Origin of the sequence: Paraburkholderia sp. RL17-381-BIF-C (assembly GCF_046026435.1) — a bacterium.
In the GTDB taxonomy this organism is placed as follows: Bacteria; Pseudomonadota; Gammaproteobacteria; order Burkholderiales; family Burkholderiaceae; genus Paraburkholderia.
Window position 1 is genome coordinate 23,830 of record NZ_JARESX010000020.1, and the last position, 15,624, is coordinate 39,453.

General features: G+C 62.6%; 12 protein-coding genes. 10 read left to right on the forward strand and 2 right to left on the reverse strand.

The window, feature by feature from the left end; all coding sequences use genetic code 11:
- Positions 1 to 160 precede the first annotated feature (160 nt).
- Positions 161 to 3,685: an ATP-binding protein gene (locus P0D70_RS14770; protein WP_408185045.1), complete on the forward strand. Its 3,525-nt coding sequence runs from the start codon at positions 161 to 163 to the stop codon at positions 3,683 to 3,685.
- 22 nt (positions 3,686 to 3,707) lie between these two features.
- On the opposite strand, the gene P0D70_RS14775 is transcribed toward P0D70_RS14770, so the two are convergent.
- Together P0D70_RS14775 and P0D70_RS14780 are read right to left on the reverse strand one after the other, a co-directional pair.
- The gene (locus P0D70_RS14775) at positions 3,708 to 4,109 is read right to left on the reverse strand and encodes a RidA family protein (RefSeq protein WP_091805194.1); all 402 of its coding nucleotides are present in this window, start codon (positions 4,107 to 4,109) and stop codon (positions 3,708 to 3,710) included.
- A gap of 103 nt (positions 4,110 to 4,212) precedes the next feature.
- Entirely contained in the window at positions 4,213 to 5,613 is a 1,401-nt protein-coding gene (locus P0D70_RS14780) for a GntP family permease (protein ID WP_091805191.1), read from the reverse strand.
- Positions 5,614 to 5,924: 311 nt separating this feature from the next.
- Here P0D70_RS14780 and P0D70_RS14785 point away from each other — a divergent pair, with 311 nt between their 5' ends.
- The 9 genes from P0D70_RS14785 to P0D70_RS14825 all read left to right on the forward strand — a co-directional run bounded on the left by P0D70_RS14785 (position 5,925) and on the right by P0D70_RS14825 (position 15,508).
- Positions 5,925 to 7,400: a sigma-54 interaction domain-containing protein gene (locus P0D70_RS14785; protein WP_408185046.1), complete on the forward strand. Its 1,476-nt coding sequence runs from the start codon at positions 5,925 to 5,927 to the stop codon at positions 7,398 to 7,400.
- Between the two features lie 87 nt (positions 7,401 to 7,487).
- Entirely contained in the window at positions 7,488 to 7,748 is a 261-nt protein-coding gene (locus tag P0D70_RS14790) for a YgdI/YgdR family lipoprotein (RefSeq protein WP_408185047.1), read from the forward strand.
- 499 nt (positions 7,749 to 8,247) lie between these two features.
- Complete coding sequence (locus P0D70_RS14795) at positions 8,248 to 8,451, forward strand: hypothetical protein (protein WP_007178697.1); 204 nt, start codon at positions 8,248 to 8,250, stop codon at positions 8,449 to 8,451.
- Positions 8,452 to 8,692: 241 nt separating this feature from the next.
- Entirely contained in the window at positions 8,693 to 9,892 is a 1,200-nt protein-coding gene (locus P0D70_RS14800) for a serine hydrolase domain-containing protein (protein ID WP_408185048.1), read from the forward strand.
- 138 nt (positions 9,893 to 10,030) lie between these two features.
- On the forward strand, positions 10,031 to 10,321 hold the full coding sequence (locus P0D70_RS14805) for an H-NS histone family protein (RefSeq protein WP_408185049.1): 291 nt from the start codon (positions 10,031 to 10,033) through the stop codon (positions 10,319 to 10,321).
- Between the two features lie 604 nt (positions 10,322 to 10,925).
- Entirely contained in the window at positions 10,926 to 11,450 is a 525-nt protein-coding gene (gene fae, locus P0D70_RS14810) for a formaldehyde-activating enzyme (protein ID WP_408185050.1), read from the forward strand.
- A gap of 83 nt (positions 11,451 to 11,533) precedes the next feature.
- A complete protein-coding gene (locus P0D70_RS14815; RefSeq protein WP_408185051.1) occupies positions 11,534 to 12,571 on the forward strand; it encodes an aldo/keto reductase in 1,038 nt (345 codons plus the stop codon).
- Positions 12,568 to 14,007 carry an NAD-dependent succinate-semialdehyde dehydrogenase gene (locus P0D70_RS14820; RefSeq protein WP_408185052.1) on the forward strand — a complete coding sequence of 480 codons (1,440 nt, stop codon included), beginning with the start codon at positions 12,568 to 12,570 and terminating at the stop codon, positions 14,005 to 14,007. Before P0D70_RS14815 ends, P0D70_RS14820 begins: the two co-directional genes overlap by 4 nt.
- Positions 14,008 to 14,125: 118 nt before the next feature.
- Positions 14,126 to 15,508 carry an MFS transporter gene (locus P0D70_RS14825; protein ID WP_408185053.1) on the forward strand — a complete coding sequence of 461 codons (1,383 nt, stop codon included), beginning with the start codon at positions 14,126 to 14,128 and terminating at the stop codon, positions 15,506 to 15,508.
- Positions 15,509 to 15,624: the final 116 nt, after the last annotated feature.

Genomic DNA, 15,624 nt, shown 5'->3' on the forward strand with positions numbered 1-15,624 from the left:
TGTCTGATGTGCGTCCGGATGCCGCCGGAAACGGTGCCGGATGCGTCGCGCGATACCTTCAAAAGGGCTACACTGCGCCCGTATATAAGGCCTGCAGACGTAGTTCGTCCCTCGATTTCGCAGTGGTCTGCCTGCACGAATCCGCTATTCCAGCGAGCTGATGCAGAAGATCCTCGACCGCACACAAGAGTCATTGGCGCTGGCTTTCGCCACGCTCGCGCAGAACGCGAAGCGCCAACAACGGGTTTATCTGGCGACGATCGGTTCCCTCATGCTGATCGTGGCGATTTTCGCGCTCGTGCTCGCTGTCGTTGCCGGGCTCGCGCAACTCGACTATCGCCGCACTTTCACGTCGCAGAATGCAACCGACATCTCCCTTCTGCTGCACCAGGAGGAGTCGTTCTCGCGACGCGTCGAGCTCACATTCGACTATTACTACACCGCTGCCCAGGTGCGCAGCGCGCCGGATGCCATTCAGCAATCGGTTCGCCGGACCGGCATGGTGAGCGGCAAGGTGGACAGGATCGACGCCGGCTTCGACATGCTGGTCGGCGAAGCCACCGCCACCGCGTGGGGCGCACAACTCGGCGAGAAGCTTGGCCGCCTCTACGAAGCGTCGCAGTCGACCCTTGCGACGCAGCAGGCCTTCGAGTTGCAGCAACGGGCAACGCTGGTCGGGCTGAAGGAAGACTATGCGGTGATCCTGCCTTCGCTCTCGCAAACGGTGGCGGGAAAAGCCGCCGCAGCGGACCTGTCCGCCATGCCCCAGCAGCGGCTGGCAGTCATAAGGACGCTGCGCGACACGCTCGAACGCCAACTCGAGGTGCAAACCGGTAAGCGCCTGCCCGGCAAAGGCGAGCGTGTCTGGCTCGGTCCGTATGTCGATCCGCTGGAGAACGTGCCGGTGATCTCCGCGGTGAGCGTCTACTACGACGGCGACACGCCCACTACGTTGATCAGCATGACGATCCGGCTCGATGTGCTCGCGAGGCGCATTGCGCCACCCGGCAACGAGGGCACGATACTGCTCATGACCGCGGATCACCGCATTGTCGTTTCCTCGGAGCCGATCAGCGCGCCGACCGGCAAAATGTTGCAACAGACGGTGGCGGCAACGCCGTCGCATGTATTTCATTACGGGCGTGAAGGCGTGATCTTTCATGAGCCGCTGAAGCCTGGGTTTGGCTTCCTGGTCGGCTATATGTCGTGGGGCGCGCTTGCTGTCGCGCTTGGCTGGCAACTCGCTGTGATCGGCGGCCTCGCGGCGCTGATCCTTCTGGCGGTTGCGCTGACGGCGCGTTATTTCGGACTTCGGCTGTTGCGCAATGCATTTGCCGAGACCTCCCGCTCACTGGAAAGTGAAACCATCAATCACGTTCTGGTGAGTGCGACGCCGGTCGGTCTGTGCGTCGTCCGTCAAAGCGACTATTCCATTCTGACCGTCAACGCGCTGGCAGCGGTGTTGCTGCCGATCGAACCAGGCAGCAACCGGTTGCCGCCGCATATTGTGAGCGAATTTCGCACGCAGACGTCTGATAAACCTTCGGCCGCGGCAATTGCACGGATCACCGCTTTCGTCGTGGTCGCTCAGCCGCACCCGCAGGCGTCGGCTTCGCCGCCTTCAGACGAAGGCGCTACGCCCGCGCGGTTCTTGCAGTTTACCTATGCGCCCGCGCGGTACGCCGGTGAGAACGTGCTGTTTTGCGCGATTCTCGACGTCACCGCCCAGACACTGCTCGAACAACAATTGCGGCACGCGCAGCAGGCGTCGGACGCCATGATGCGTGCGCGGACGAATTTCTTTGCGGCGATGAGCCACGAAATCCGCACGCCGTTGAATGCGCTGCTCGGCAATCTCGAACTGCTCGCACGCACACCCGGTCTCGAGGCGCATGCGCAGCGGCTTGCGACGTTGGGCGTGGCGTCCGATGCGCTGCGCCGCGTCGTCAACGACATACTCGACTTCTCGAAGATGGATGCCGGCGAGATGCTGCTCGCGAACGACGCCTTCCGCCCCATCGACGACTTTGAAAACATCGCGTTCTCTCACGCGCCGATGCGCGGAGACCGCCCGATCCGTTTCTATGCACTCCTTTCGCCGACACTCGACTGCACCCTGATCGGCGATCGCATGCGAATCGCGCAAGTCGTCAACAACCTGTTGAGCAACGCGTTCAAATTCACGTCCTCCGGCAAGATTACGCTGTACGCGGAAGTGAAGGACGATTCGCTGGGCCGCCCGACGCTACGCTGCCGGGTTTCGGACTCCGGCGCCGGCATGAGCGAGGCGCTTCTGGCGCGACTGTTCAAGCCATTCGTGCAAGGGGAACTGGGTACGTCGCGCGGCACTGGCGGCACCGGTCTGGGGCTCGTGATCTGCGCGCGCCTGTGCGAATTGATGGGCGGTCGGATCTCCGCCGAAAGCGTGCCTGGCGCGGGCAGCGTATTTCACGTATCGATCCCGCTCGTCGCGGTGCCCGACGAGCGGCGCGCAGCGGCGAGTCTCCCCGCGCCACGCGGGACGGCGCTCGTGTTGTGCACCGAGCAGCAAGCCGGCGAGTTTCTGGACGGCTGGCTTCAGCGAGCGGGCTGGTCGAGCCACGCAGTGGTGTCGCTCGCCGACGCGCAGGCATGGTTGAAAGCGAATCAGCCGGTAGTGTTGATCGTGTCCGGTGAATACGATCTCGAAGCGATTACCACGTTGCGCGCGTTGCAGGCGGTCGGCGCGGTGTGGATGACGAGCGGCGGCCCGACCCGGCCGGAGGCGCGCGGTCAGGGTGTGCTCGAAGTGAGCGAGTTCAGCCGGACCGCGTGTTTGACCGCAGTCGAGCTGGCCGTCGAAGGCACGGTCGCCGCGCTGGACGAAGGGTCCGCGCGCGTCTGCGCTGTGCCTGCTGCTGAGATCGATCCCGCGTTGTTGGGTCTTGCAGTCCTCGTCGCAGAAGACAATCCTCTGATTCAGAACCTGATCGCCGAGCAACTGGCGGCGCTCGGCTGCGTGCCCACGATCACCGCGGATGGGCAGCAGGCGCTGAGGTTGTTCGAACGCGCGCCCTTCGAGGTGGTGCTGACCGACATCCATATGCCGGTCATGGATGGCCACCAGTTGCTGGCGGCATTGCGCGAGCGGCACGCGGAACTGCCGGTGCTGGCCTTCAGTGCCGTGGCCGAAGAGCAGCAGGCCCAAAGCTGGCACGAGAGCGGCTTTAGCGGGTATGTCTCCAAGCCGGCGTCGTTGAGCGAACTGCAAGCGGCTTTGCTGGCGGTGGTGCCCGCGCAGGCGCGGGCGGCTCAGGCTAAGGTGGCTTCGGCTTCGGCTTCGGCTTCGGCTTCGGCTTCTGCTTCCGCGGACTCCACGCCTCCCGTCGCCAACGCAACCAGCACGCTCAGCGCGGACGACAAGGCGCGTTACACGGCCATGCTCAGAGACCACTTGCAGAAAGATCTGCCGAGGCTGCTCGCGATTGTCGAAGAAGAGGACGTGCAGGCGTTGGCCGGCTGGGCGCACAGCGCGAGCGGTGCATTCGTGGTCGTGCAGGAACCACGGTTTTTCGAAGAATGCCGGCAGTTGCAAAGGCTATGCGCCGACTCCAGCCATTGGACAACCGAGATGGACGAGCGGGCCATCTCGCTGCACGAAGCCTTATCAGATCACTACGGAGTCGACGAGCAACCCGCGCGTTGAGTTGCCGTCCAACCCTGCGAAATCAACCCGGCCGTTTGACGACGAAGTCGATTTCGACCAGCGCATCGCGCGCCAGCGCTGTCACGCCGATACAGGTTCGCGCGGGCAGCGCATCCGCCGGAAAGTAGGCGCGGTAGATTTCGTTCATCGGCGCGTAGTCGCGCTTGAACTCGGTCAGGAAGATACGTGTGGCAACCACGTTATGCAGGCCGAGGCCCAGCCCCTGAAGAACTAGCACGAGATTGTCCATCACGCGCTTGGTCTGGGCGACGACACCCTCGGGAAGCGGTGCTGCGTCGTCGGTGGGAGAGGTCGGCATCTGGCCGGTCAGGAAGACCCAGCCGTCGGCCTCGGCAGCATGCGAGAACGGGCCGACCGGCGTGGGTGCTGAGGGAATCATCCAGAAGGAGGGGGTTGAGCTCATGGGCGGGTGCGCTGGGTCTGATCGAATGTCGGGATGACAAGGTAACCGATCAAAACTCAGGATGCCGGTGCAGTGCGCGGCATCCTGCCCAACTCCCGCCGGATCAGACCAAACCGGTCGCGTAGTAGACCGCGATCACAAAGAAGACCGCCATGGTCTTGATCACGGTCACCGCGAAAATGTCGCGATACGACTGTCGATGCGTCAAGCCCGTGACCGCCAGCAGCGTAATCACCGCGCCGTTGTGCGGCAGCGTGTCCATACCGCCGCTCGCCATCGCGACGACACGGTGCAGCACTTCCATCGGGATATGCGCGGCTTCCGCGCCCTTGATGAACGTGTCCGACATGGCCGCGAGCGCGATGCTCATGCCGCCCGACGCCGAACCCGTGATACCGGCCAGCGAGCTCACCGAAACAGCTGCATTGACGAGCGGATTGGGAATGCTCTTCAGCGCGTTGCTGACCACCAGGAAGCCCGGCAACGCTGCGATCACACCACCAAAACCGTATTCCGACGCCGTATTCAACGAAGCAAGCAGCGCGCCGGCCACGGCGGCCTTGGTGCCGATTGCGAAGCGTTCGCGCACGCGGTTGAACGCCGTGACGACGACCATGATGATGCCGAGAAGCAGCGCGCCTTCCACGGCCCAGATGGCGACCACGGCCTTGATCGTCGTGGTGACCGGTGCGTGGATGCCCGGCAGGATGTCCGGTGCAACCGTGTACGACGCGCCGTACCAGTTCGGGATCCAGCGGGTCAGCAGGAAGTTCGCGACACCGACCAGAACCAGCGGCGCGACTGCCAGCAACGGATGCGGCAGTTGTTTCGATTCGACGCGGTCCGGCTCGTTGACCAGATCCGTGCCGTAACCCTCGCCGGTTGCCATTGCTGCGCGGCGGCGCCATTCAAGATACGTGAGGCCGACCACGATGATGAACAGCGAGCCGATCACGCCCAATGCGGGCGCGGCCCACGAGGTGGTCTTGAAGAACGTGGTCGGGATGATGTTCTGGATCTGCGGCGTGCCGGGCAGCGAATCCATGGTGAACGAGAACGCACCCAGGGCGATCGCGCCGGGCATCAGGCGCTTCGGAATGTTGCTCTGGCGGTACAGCTCGGCGGCGAACGGATAGACCGCGAACACCACCACGAACAGCGAGACGCCGCCGTAGGTGAGCAGCGCGCACACCGCGACGATCACCGCATTGGCGCGCGAACGGCCAATATAGCGAATGGCAGCGGCCACGATCGATTCCGAGAAGCCCGACAGTTCGATGACCTTGCCGAACACGGCGCCTAACAGGAACACCGGGAAGTAGAGCTTCACGAAGCCGACCATCTTCTCCATGAAGATGCCGGTGAAAACCGGCGCGACGGCGGCCGGATCGGTCAACAGAACGGCGCCTAGCGCGGCGATCGGCGCAAATAGAATGACGCTGTAGCCGCGGTAGGCGGCAAACATCAGGAACGCCAGCGCGGCGAGGACGATAACAAAGGACATTGAGTCTCCAAAGCTTGGTTGTTCTACATGGTCGCCGTCCCGAAGGTGCGACGGCACGGCGCCGGCAAACGCAGGTTTCGTGCCACGCGCACGCTAGCGGCCAGCCGCCTGATAGCGCGGGCCGAAGCTCGAAACGTGGTGCGGCCGATTGTACCCAAACGTCTCCAAAACGGGACGTAAATCCGCTGAACATAGGCCAAACCAAGGTTAAACCCTTATGCCGCAGGCTTGCTGGCGATCTCTTCGATGAGATAAGCTTGTCTACGAAATGAGACAATCATAAAAAGATGTTAGCCGGAGACAGCGACAGCATGATGAACGACTGGGCAGGCCTGCCTGCCACTTACGGCGACGTATTGCGCCGGGCGATGGATTCGCTCTTTCGCACATTCGAAAATTTCAGCGAAGGCACCTTTATCGTCGACGCCGACGCGCGCGTGGTCTGGATCAACAAGCGCTATGCGGCGCGCTTCGGTTTTTCGGACCCCGAGCAGGCAATTGGCCGCGATTGCGAGGCGGTGATTCCCAATAGCCTGATGCGCGAGGTCGTCAACACCGGCAAACCGATTCTGCTCGATATTCTGGAAACGGACCGCGAACCGCTCGTCGTGACGCGTCTGCCGCTAAAGGACGACGCGGGCGTCACTGTCGGCGCCGTCGGCTTTGCGCTCTTCGATGAGCTAAAGGCACTGACGCCGCTCTTTTCCCACTACTCGCGCGTGCAGGAAGAGTTGATCGCAACGCGCCGGTCGCTCGCCCAGGCGCGTCGCGCGAAATATACGTTCGGCAGTTTCGTCGGCACGAGCGCGGCCAGTCTCGAAGTGAAGCGGCAGGCGCGCCGCGCGGCGCAACTCGAATCGCCCGTGCTGCTGCTCGGTGAAACCGGCACCGGCAAGGAGTTGCTGGCGCATGCCATCCACGGCGGCTCGGCGCGCGCGAATCAGCCGCTCGTGACGGTCAACGTCGCGGCGATTCCCGACACCTTGCTCGAGGTCGAATTCTTCGGCGCCGCGCCCGGCGCGTACACAGGCGCGGACCGCAAAGGCCGTGTCGGCAAGTTCGAGCTCGCGAACGGCGGGACACTGTTTCTCGACGAAATCGGCGATATGCCGCTGCCGTTGCAGGGCAAGCTGCTGCGCGTGTTGCAGGACAAGGAGTTCGAACCGCTGGGCTCGAACCGGATCGTGCGCGCGGATGTCCGGATCATCGCGGCGACTTCGGCCGATTTGCCGGCGCTGGTCGCGGCGGGGCGCTTTCGCGCCGACCTGTTCTATCGGCTGAATGTGCTGACCATCCACGCGGCGCCGTTGCGCGAGCGGGTCTCCGATATCGAAGCGCTCGCCTACGCCATGCTCGAAGACCTGTCGACGCAGGCAAGTGGCGGCAGTCACTTCGAATTGCAGGACGACGCGCTGCGGCTGCTGTGTTCCTACGACTGGCCGGGCAACGTGCGCGAATTGCGCAATACGTTGGAGCGCGCCGTAATGCTTTCCGACAGCGAACGGATCGATGCGCGGGCGCTGGCGCCGTTTATCGGCTCGGCGCAGGGCGGTGGGCATCGTCGTTTGGCGGCAGCCGAGGCGCTGTCGGCGGCGCACGCTCCGGGCGCGCAAGCCGGCGCGCCCGAACCGGCGTCGTGGAGCGACGCGATGGCGGCCTTCGAAAAGCGTTTCCTGATCGACGCCTTGCGCGCCAACGGTGGCCGCGTGATCGAGACGGCCAACCAGATCGGCATGGGCCGCGCGACGCTCTATAAGAAAATCGCCGCTTACGGCATCGGCGTATGACCACGTTCGGCGACGTCGAGTGACGCAGCGTAATTGCCGCGTGGCACAATCGCGTGATCGAAAAACAAGATGTGATCGGGGTTTCAGATGAAACGCAGTCTCTCCTCCTTTGCGAGCCGGGCCAGCGCCACGCTGGCGGTCGGCGCCGTGGTCGCGCTGAGCGGTTGCAGCAGTAGCGCGCCGCTGTTTCTGTCGGATGGTCGCGCAACGACGCTGGTGCAGTGCCCGGCCGGTTCCGACTCCTGCTCGCAGCAGGCCAGCGCGGGTTGCGGCGGCGCGTTCGACGTGGTGCGCCAGTCGACCGAGAATGGCACGCTCAATCTGATTTACGCCTGCCGGGCGAAGTAACGGCGCGGGCGCGATAAGCGTCTCTGGCATTCTTTTCCTTCGGCCCGCCGCTCGATCGTGACGGCGGGCGCCTCTATCGCAGCGCCGATTTCATCTGCACCCGGCAAATCGGTTCATTCGATTCCTCGAGATCGGGACGACAAGTGCATGGCGGTCGTAAAGACCTGCGTCTAATGCCGCTTCGCCCTGCGGCACTTATGCGTAATGGTTTTTAATGCCGCGCTTCATATTATTTCCAACCGCCGGCCGAAATTAAATCCGCGAATTTTTTGCCGTTAAGCTAAGTCGGTGCGGAACCTAACGGAACGCGAAGTTTAGCGGCGCTATTCTTTTCTGACAGCCTTGGAAATCAGGCCGCAGGCAGGTTTTGCCGCTTCAGTCCTCGCGTGGAGGGTGCTCAGGAAGGATTTTCCGTTTCAGTTAAAAAGAACCAAAACGGCACGCTTTATGCTTTTATTTGCGCAGTGAAAATAGTTCAACGAGTAATCCGGGGAAAGCAATGAATCACCACCAACTCGAAAAAGATATTGAACATCTTGAACACGTAATCTCGCATATCTCCGCTGAGGACCGCATCCCGCTATCGTATTGGCGCAGCCGCATCGATTCCGTATCGGGCGCGGTTCGGGTGCCGGCGCAAGCGAGCCGCGTGAAACGGCTCAACGCCGCGCTTTCGGCGCTGGAAGAGCGGCAAAAAGGCTGAACTACCGCAACTGTGGGCGGCGTCGACGTTCCCTTTCATCGGGTAACATCGTCTGCAAAAATTAAGGAACGTAACGGCCGGGCAGGTTGCCGCGTACCGGACGGCTGTCTCGATGCAAGCCGCGCATTTGCTGCGTACGCGCCAGACGGATGGATGCGGGCATTAGACCAACTGCGGACGGACGGCGCCCCCAAGCCATAACGAGCAGGCCGGCATTCCCACCCACTGACTCAGGACGAACATGCAACGAGCAGGACTCTCTGCGTCTCGATTGACGGCGTTGACCAACGCCATGCAAGGCTATGTGGAACGCGGTGAAGTGGCGGGCGTGGTTTCAATGGTCTGGCGGCGCGGCGAGATCGGCTACTTCGAGCCGCTCGGCATGCGAGACGAAGCCGCGCAATTGCCCATGGAGCGCGATACGCTGTTCCGCATTGCCTCAATGACCAAGCCGGTCACCAGCGCCGCGATCCTGATGCTGATCGAAGAGGACCGGCTCGCCCTCGACACGCCGATCTCCCTCTGGTTGCCTGAACTGGCCGCACCGCGCGTGCTGCGCGACCCCACCGGTCCGCTCGACGAAACCGACCCGGCCAGAGCGTCGCTCACCGTGCTGGATCTGCTGACGCATCGCGCGGGCTTCGCCTACGCCTTCACTGCAACCGGGCCGCTGTCCAAAGCCTACGCAGCCGCATTCAACGGTTTCGAAGCGCGCGTGGACGCCAACACGTGGCTCGCCCGCATCGCGGATTTGCCGCTGATGTTTCAGCCCGGCTCACGCTGGCACTACGGCATCGCGACCGACGTGCTCGGCGTGCTGATCGAACGCGTGAGCGGCATGCCGCTCGGCGAGTTTTTCCGCACGCGGATTTTCGAGCCGCTCGGCATGCGCGATACGGCGTTCTGGGTGCCCGACGCACAACTCGCACGGCTGGCCACCGCCTATGGCGTCGAAGCGGGCTCGGGACGGCGGGTGGTCGAGGATCATCCTGCTTCGAGCCGATGGGCGAATCGGGATCGATTCCAGAGCGGCGGCGGTGGCCTGATTTCGACAGCGCAGGACTATCTGCAATTCGCGCAACTCCTGCTCGGACGTGGGCGGGTCGGTACGACGCGTTTGCTGTCGCATCGCTCAGTCGATCTGATGCGCTCGAACTTCCTGACGCGCGACCAACGCCGCGTGCCGGCCTTCGGACATGTGCTGTGGGCAGGCCAGGGGTTCGGCCTCGGCGTGTCGGTCGTCGATGATCCTGCGCAGCAGTTGCCGCTCGGCTATCGCTCGGCGGGGTCGTTCGGCTGGCCGGGTGCCTATGGCACGAGCTGGTTCGCCGATCCGGTCGAGGACCTGATTGGGCTGATGCTGATTCAACGGCGGTCGATCGAACCGTTTTCTATGGCAGTCGACTTCGAACGCCGCGTGTACGATGCGATTGACGATTGAGAGACCGGGCTGCGGCGGGCAGGCCGACGGCTGCTGGCCGCGTCAACGGCGCCTGGCTTTACGCCTCTCTATCCGGTAATTTATTCGTCTGATAGTGTCCGCACTTCAGTACTCGTCAAAACGATCGGAGCACCCGCCATGGCCTCGTACAAGCAGTTGACTGCCCAACTCGAAAAACTCCACAAGGAAGTCGCAGCGGCCCGCGAGAAGGAAATTGCGCAGGCGATCGCCGACATCAAGCAGAAGGTGGCCGAATACGATCTGACAGCCGAAGAGTTGGGTTTTACGAGCAAGCGCACTGCGGCCCGTAAAACCGCTTCGGTTGCCAAGTATCGCAACCCGAAAACCGGCGAAACCTGGAGCGGCCGTGGGCGCTCGCCCGCGTGGCTTGCCGGCAAGAATCGCGAGCGCTTTCTGATCGAAGTCTGAAGCGCGTCGGCGCATGGCGTGTCTGCTCGTCGTGCGCCGGATTATCTGAAGTGATGTCGCGAGCGGAGTTTCTCGCACCGTCACGCAGGTCCCGAAAACGCTCACCTTTCGCGTGAACCTGGAGCCGGAGTCGTTCGACAGGCTGTGCTGTTTGCGCCTCGGCTCTGTGCTTCGGTGAGCCAGGTTTTGGCGAGTGGCGCACCTTGCGTCCACCTTGACGCCGCGTCTCGCGGGAACTCATCCTGTTTCGCGGAAACCCGCGCCAGCCATTGCTGGCGCGCGTTCCCAGGCTCTGCGAAGAATCGCTGCAGCCCCAGCCCCATTCCCTTTCCAGTTGTCGCGTTGCCCTCGACACGCCGCAGTTCGCGTTCGTGCAGGTGCGAGAACGAGCTTCGGCATGCTCACCTTTCATCGCCATTCGAGGGTGCGTCGGCGAGAGTCCCGAAAACCCTCACCTTTGCGCTCACCGATACGCGCACACCACTGCGCTCGGGACTAACCCGGAGTTGAGTTCCTCTCATACCCCGCATCAAAACTCATCGATACAGGGTCGCGGATGCCGAACGTCACAATCGGCCATCCACTCAACCTCGACGGAACGACCATGAGCGCATCGACGGACAAACAACTCTTTATCGGCGAAGGATTCGAAGGCCCCGGCGTCAACCTCGCGCACATCAACGTACTGGTCGGCCCGCGTAACGGCCCGGCAGGGCAGGCCTTCGCCACCGCACTGGCGACGCCGTCCGCGGGCCACGCGCCTTTCGTCGTCATCGCGCGTCCGGGCGTGCCGACCAAGCCGCTGACGCTCTATGTGAACAAGGCGCAGATCGGCAGCGACTTCCACGGCAATGCGACATGGGGCGCCTCGCAAGCCGGCATTGCGAAGGCGGTGGCGGAGTCGTTGGAGAACGGCACGCTGCCGCCCGAAGCGGAAAACGACTGGGTGGTGGTGTCCGCGAACTGGGTCAACCCGAGTACGGACGATCTCGACGCCGTCTTCGAAAACAACTACCGCGCATGCAGGAACGCGATCCTCGCGGCGATGAAAGGCCTGCCGCATCGCGATGAAGTATTCGCCGCGGCACGCGACGTATCGAACCCGTTCTACACACCGAAACAACGTTAATCGCATGCCGCGCGGTTCGGTGAGCGCGGATGCGCCACTCACGGTCCGCGCCGCTGGATGCGACCAGGAAGGAGACAAGCACAATGGAATATATTCGCCTCGGCCAATCCGGCCTGAAGGTTTCGCGTCTGTGCCTCGGCACGATGAATATGGGCACGCCGCAATGGAAGCCGTGGATTTTCGATGAAGCCCAAAGCGAGCCGATTGTCTGTCATGCGTTGGAAGCGGGCGTCAATTTCATCGACCTCGCCGATTTCTATTCGACCGGCGTGGGCGAAGAAGTGGTGGGGCGCATTCTGAAGCGTATTGCGCGCCGCGAGGAAATCGTCGTGACGACCAAGGTCGGTTACGACATGGGGGCGTATCAGAACGCCGGCGGCCATTCGCGCAAGCACATCATGGATGGCATCGACGCCTCGCTCACGCGTCTCGGCATGGATTACGTCGACATCTACATGCTGCATTTCTTCGACGTGAATACGCCGGTCGAGGAAACCATGGGTGCGCTCAACGATATCGTGCGCGCCGGCAAGGCCCGCTACATTGGCGTATCGACCATGTACACGTGGCAGTTCGCAAAGATCATGCAGGTCTGCGAGCGCAACGGCTGGCACAAGCCGATCAACATGCAGTTGCAGTTGAACCTGGCGTACCGCGAGGAAGAGCGCGAAATGATTCCGTATTGCCAGGATCAGGGCGTCGGCGTCTCGGTGTTCAGTCCGCTGGCGCGTGGGCTGCTGACGTGCGATCCGGGTTCGACGCGCAATCAGACCGACTTCTTCACCGCGCAAATGTATGGCGATGTGGCTTCGCGTGAGATTGCCGCTTCGGTGGCGCGCGTGGCCGCACGGCGCGGGGTGTCGGCCGCGCAAATCGCGCAGGCGTGGGTGCTGAACCATGGCGGCGTCGCAAGCATGCTGGTCGGCGCGGATACGCCGGCGCAGTTCGATAGCGCGCTCGCGGCGCTCGGCACGACGCTCTCGGCGGACGAACTGTTCGAACTCGAACGCAACTACACGCCGTGCGATCTGATCAACGATTACACCGCCGGCAAGCGTGTTGCCCGCGAACCGCGGCTCGCACAAGGTGTGTTCGTCGAAACGCTGGAGAAGGCGGCATGAACGAATTTCTCCGCACAGCGCATTACATCGGCGGCGAGTGGTACGAAAGCGCCGGCACATACGCCGTATTGAATCCCGCAACCGGCGAGGTGGTTGCGCAAGTGGCCAAAGGTGGCGCGGCGGAAACCGCGCAAGCCATCGCGGCTGCCGAGCGCGCGTTTCCCGCATGGCGTTCGCTGACCGCAAAAGAGCGCAGCGTGCGCGTCAAACGCTGGGGCGAGTTGATGCTCGAGAATCGCGACGCGCTTGCAGAACTGCTGACGCTCGAACAAGGCAAGCCGCTTGCCGAAGCCCGCGGCGAAGTCGGCTATGCGGCCAGCTTCTTCGAATGGTTCGCTGAGGAAGCGAAGCGCGCGTATGGCGACGTAATCCCGAGTCCCAATCCGAACGCGAAGATCATTGTGACGCGCGAACCGGTGGGCGTGGTGGCGGCGATTACGCCGTGGAATTTTCCGCTCGCCATGATTACGCGCAAGGCCGGTCCCGCGCTTGCGGCCGGCTGCACGATGGTGCTCAAGCCATCGGAGGAAACGCCGTTATCCGCGTTCGCTCTGGCGGTGCTCGCGGAGAAGGCGGGCATTCCGCCGGGCGTGTTCAACATCGTCTCCGGCGACGCCGTCGCGATCGGCAGCGTGCTCACCGAATCCGACGTGGTGCGCAAGCTGTCGTTCACCGGCTCGACGCGCGTCGGCAAGCTGCTGGCGAAGCAATCGGCGGACACGTTGAAAAAGCTCTCGCTCGAACTGGGCGGCAACGCACCCTTCATCGTATTCGACGACGCGGATCTCGACGCCGCCGTGCAGGGCGCGATGGCTTCGAAATTCCGCAACACCGGGCAGACGTGTGTGTGCGTGAATCGCTTCTACGTGCAGGACGGCATCTACGAAGCATTCACGTCTGCGCTGACGCAAGCCGTGTGCAAGATGCGCGTGGGCAACGCGTTGCAAGGCGAGGTCGAACAAGGTCCGCTGATCAATCAGGCGGCGCTGAAGAAGGTCGAAACGCACGTTGCCGACGCATTGCAAAATGGCGCGAAGATTTTGACGGGCGGCAAACCGCATGCGCTAGGCGGCACGTTCTATGAACCGACCGTTCTTGCCGACGCCTCCAGTTCGATGCTGATCGCCGGGGAAGAAACCTTCGGCCCGGTGGCCGCATGCTTTCGTTTCAAGACCGAAGAGGAAGCCATTGCCGCGGCTAACGACACGCCGTTCGGCTTGTCGGCGTATTTCTATACACGCGACCTGGCCCGCGCCTGGCGCGTCGGCGAAGCGCTGGAGAGCGGCATGGTCGGCATCAACGAAGGGATTCTGTCCACGGAAGTCGCGCCGTTCGGCGGCGTCAAGCAGTCCGGGCTCGGTCGCGAAGGCTCGAAGTACGGGCTCGATGAATACACGGAACTGAAATACATGATGATGGGCGGCCTCGGGCGCTGATCTTCAGACCGCGGGCCGCTGCGGCATGCACACGCGTGCCGCACTGGCGGACCACGCAATCGGGCGACCGGCAGCACGCCAGCCACGCCCGACGACTCATACCAACGAAGGAGACAGCGTGAGCAATCAGGACATGCAGGCGGGCACTCTCGGCCTCGCCCCCACTTTGCCGGCGGCAGCAGCACCCGCGCACCGCCCCATTCCTCTCGACGATGTTCCGCTCAATGCCTTTCACGTCAAGATCGCCGGCTTGACGTTCGGCGCGCACTTTACCGAAGGCTTCGCGCTCGGCACGATCGGTTACGCGCTGGCATCGATGAATCGGCAGATGCCGCTCGACGCTTTCTGGATGGGCATGATCGGCAGTTCCGCATTGATGGGCATTTTCTTCGGCAGTCTGGTTTTCGGCTGGTTGTCCGATCGCCTGGGACGACAAAAGATTTTTCTGCTGAGCTTTCTGATCATTACCGCAGCCGCGTTTGCGCAGTTCTATGTGCGCTCACCGCTCGAATTGTGTCTGCTGCGGGTGGTGATCGGTTTCGGCATGGGCGGCGATTTCGCGGTGGGGCACGCCATTCTCGCGGAATTCTCGCCGCGCAAGCACCGTGGCACGTTGCTCGGGTCGTTCAGCGTGGTGTGGACGATCGGTTACGTGGCGGCGAACGTGCTGGGCATGCATTACGCCGATGCTTCGCCGGATGCATGGCGCTGGTTGCTTGCGTCGGCGGGCGTGCCGGCGTTGGTCGTGCTCGTGTTGCGCGTAGGCACGCCGGAGTCGCCGCGCTGGTTGCATGGCAAAGGCCGGGTCGCGGAGGCCAAATCGGTCATGCTCAAGCATTTTGGCGCGAACGTGACCCTCGACGGCGGTCATGATGAACACGCGCAAACGGCGGGCGGCTTTATGCGTTTGTTCAAACCGGATCTGATTCGACGCACGATCTTCAATTGCGCGTTCTTTGTGTGTCTCGTCATTCCGTATTTCGCGGTCTATACGTTTCTGCCGACCATTCTGAAAGCGATTCATTTGAACAACGATTCCAGCGCGGATTTTCTGCTCAATGGGTTTCTCGTGCTCGGCGCGCTGCTTGGTATCTGGCTGACGATCAAGCTGCCGCGTCGTGTCTTCCTGATCGGTTCGTTCGCGGTGACGTGTGTTTCGCTGATCGCATTGAGTGTGCTGCCGGAGTCGGCGGCATTGGGGATGATTGTCGCATTCGCGATTTTCACGCTGACCATGTCGGCGTTTTCCAATCTGGTTGGCGTGTTTCCGCCGGAGTGTTTTCCCACCGAGGTGCGTGCTTGCGGCGTTGGTCTCGCGATTGCGTGCAGCCGTCTTGGCTCGGCGGTCGGCACGTTTTTGCTGCCGCTCGGCATCGTGCATCTGGGTTTCCATATCACGATGATGGTGCTTGCCGCAGTATTGCTGATCGGGATGGTGGTGTCGATTGCGTGGGCGCCCGAGACGAAGCATTTGACGTTGAACGAGGCGAGCGGCGCGTAGCGCTTTTCTCTGCTAGAAAATAACCCGCCGCATTGGCAACGATGCGGCGGGTTTTTGTTTGGACAGGCTGATCAGCTTGCTGGCCGACACAAATTTTGCGTGGCGTATTGCCGCGT